Raw genomic sequence first — 2,868 nt, 5'->3', positions numbered from 1 at the left:
GTTGCGAAGCAACGCTTTTAAAAATTTCCTTGGTTTGGGTTTGAGCGCAAAGCGCTGTAAAACCCAGAAATATTTTTGAACGCGGCGCTTTGCGCCGCCACTCATCCTTAAATGATCGCAATGATCACACCCACGACCTCACCCTAAACTCACGATCAGCAAGTTTGTTTTTGTAACTAAAACACAGGGTTAATTCCATGATTACCTATACAACAAAGCGACAATCCGTAGATCGATCAGCCTTAGTGCAACCCGATGCCAGTACCTGCCAAAGCGCGGCAATTTGTGAAGCCCTAGGGAAACCAGCAGCAGATATCGAAACAGTGCGCGCGGCCTTACTCAGCTTGGGAACGGCGGGCGACCCTACCGTGATTGGGGTTTATCTCAAAAGCGTCATTGGCGACAAGTATCGCTATAACGGCAATGCCAGCCTACTCGATATGCTTGCCGCAATTAGAGATTTGGGAGCATTCTTAATCATCCATACCAGCCTGACTATCAGCGGACATGTGATCTCGATAAACGCCGTTGATACCGATGATACTGGCATCATCCAAAATTTCCATGTTTTCGATTCGTGGAGTGAATTCGATGGCGCAAGCTTCTCCTATCCCAATCTAGCCGAGGATTGCTTTGCAGGATTGTATTCCAAGAATTTGATATATTCAGCTTGCGTCGCAGACGATGGAAAATTTGAGATAGCAAAAGCCCAGTACTTACTAGATGCTCCCGATAGTCAAAAGAAGGGAGCTTGGTTGCATATCATCCTCCCCTAGCTGTCCAATCCCAAAAGAGACCAAAAGAGAGTAGTGGCGCGAAGCGCCACTACTCTCTTTTGGAATTGATTTTGTCCTAATTTAGCTGATAGCAGCTTCAAAATGACGGGACTGATCGGGATCGAACCGATGACCTAGCGCTTAGGAGGCGCTTGCTCTATCCAACTGAGCCACAGCCCCAAAACCGTTACAAGATTGCTTTTAAAAATTAACTTAAAAAAAGCTCAAAAAGCAACATAGACATTATAGCAAGCCCCTGTAAAAAATATTAAAGCCCAAGAGAGGATTGCTGCGCTCCGCGCAGCAATCCTCTCTTGGGCTTTATACCAAATGAGTATCAATGGCTGGTAACCGATAAGCCCTCAACAATCATTGCCGATACATACAGGGAACCATGCCATTGACGATCGCTAGCCACGGCAACCACCTGATTGAGTGCAGTATAAGCATTTCCCGACAGCATCGTATCCTTCACCCTACCGATGATTTTGCCATTTTTGACGCGATAGCCCAAATCGACATTAATCGAAAAATCCCCCGACAAGTCCATATCGCCACCGAGAACTTGATCGACGATCAATCCATTTTTTAAAGTTGCCGCCAATTCTAAAATATCGCCTTGAATAGTTTGACTGGCGGAGATTGCTAAATTAAATAGTCCAGGACTGGGATAATTGCCCAAATCTCCGCGAAAACCGTTCCCCGTTGCCGAAATATTTAATTCATCGCAAGTCTTGAGATCGCCATAAAACCCCTGTAAAGTACCGCGATCGATCCATTTAATTTCCTGAGTTGGCGTACCCTCATCATCAAAGGGCGAGCTATAAACCCCAAAATCGGGATGTTGCGTCACGCTAAAGATATCAGCAATCACTGGCTGTCCGACCTTATCTTGCCAAGGTGTAGCTTTTTGCAGCACCTGCCTGCCACTCATCGCCATCGCCACTATTCCCCATAGCAGATCGACAGCCTTACTCGTAAAAATCACAGGAACCTTCCCCGATGGCGCAGGCGCATTTTTCTTCGCCCAGTCTAAATATTGCCGTACCTTTTGGGCGATCGCCTCAGGTGACAAATTTCCACGTTCCGATCGCCCATACCAAACATTGAGAAAGTCATCGCCCCTCGTCAACTCCGCACTCAGAGAGCCATCCACCGTAATATCAGTGTAACCACAGTCCAAGCCCCGACTATTCAGAATGCGTACCGTCTCGCGACTACAATCCCAATCCGCACTACAAATTGCCTCAGGATAACTTGCCAATACCTGCGCGATCGCCTCGCGCCCCCAATCGACCATCTGTTCGACATTAATCTCTTTTCCATAGAGTTTGGGGTAATCAGCAACAGTAGTTTCCCGCAATCGGATCTCTTCAGGCTCATTCAACCCACTCAAGGCGATCGCTTGCGCGACCAAATCAGAGGGTTCGACCGATCCATAGGCGATTGCTAAACCCACTCGCCCCCCCTGCCAAACGCGCAGTCCCACCCCTTCAGAGTCAATACTTTCAAGCTGTTTCAGGCGATTTGCCTCAAAAAAAACAGGATGCGAAACTGAATTCGAGACATATACTTCCGCAGCTTCAGATCCTGATTTGAGGGCAAGTTCTAATAATTGTTCGGGGTCAATGGTCATGGCGATCGCTAAGGATTTTCTCAACCTAGATGCTACCAAATAGCGACAACCTCCAGAAGAGAATGGCGGAGCAAATCACCACCATTCTCTTCTGTGGCTTTATTCGGGATTTGAGAAAGGGTTTGCATAGCAAACCCTTTCTCAAATCCCAAAAGTAAAAGCCTTGCTTAGCAAGGCTTTTACTTTTGGGCTTTGAAAATTTGCCAGCTTAACCTGAACTGACGTTAACTATGCTGAACTACCTAAAAGCCGATAAGAGAATGGTGGCGCTTTAAGTTGATTTGTATTCTTTTTAATAGTAATGAAACCCATCAATCGGGTGCTTCATTGGTATGGTTTTGTTGGTTATAATTCTTGCAAAACTATTCAAGTAAAAGGAAATGGCTAAAAATAAAGAAAATCAGATAAAGACCTGTCTAGTTCGATTAATATCGGTATATCTGAAGAAGATCGAAT

Annotated in this window: 2 protein-coding genes and 1 tRNA gene; 1 reads left to right on the top strand and 2 read right to left on the bottom strand. The window is 45.8% G+C overall.

Annotated features, from left to right (window positions below; translation table 11 throughout):
• The first annotated feature begins 197 nt into the window (after window positions 1–197).
• Entirely contained in the window at window positions 198–776 is a 579-nt protein-coding gene (locus PSE7429_RS22415; RefSeq protein ID WP_009629681.1) for a hypothetical protein, read from the top strand.
• A 106-nt stretch (window positions 777–882) separates the two neighbouring features.
• Here PSE7429_RS22415 and PSE7429_RS22410 read toward each other — a convergent pair.
• Window positions 883–956, bottom strand: a tRNA-Arg gene (locus PSE7429_RS22410).
• 157 nt (window positions 957–1,113) lie between these two features.
• Window positions 1,114–2,412, bottom strand: a complete 1,299-nt coding sequence (locus tag PSE7429_RS22405; protein ID WP_009629680.1) for a TldD/PmbA family protein — start codon at window positions 2,410–2,412, stop codon at window positions 1,114–1,116.
• Window positions 2,413–2,868: the final 456 nt, after the last annotated feature.

Source organism: Pseudanabaena biceps PCC 7429 (assembly GCF_000332215.1).
Lineage (GTDB): Bacteria > Cyanobacteriota > Cyanobacteriia > Pseudanabaenales > Pseudanabaenaceae > Pseudanabaena > Pseudanabaena biceps.
Note: the sequence above shows the minus strand (reverse complement) of the source record. Positions and strands in the feature narration are given on the sequence as shown.

Coding starts and splice junctions, on each gene's coding strand:
- PSE7429_RS22415 (WP_009629681.1), top strand. CDS start 198: ATGATTACCTATACAACAAAGCGACAATCCGTAGATCGATCAGCCTTA.
- PSE7429_RS22405 (WP_009629680.1), bottom strand. CDS start 2,412: ATGACCATTGACCCCGAACAATTATTAGAACTTGCCCTCAAATCAGGA.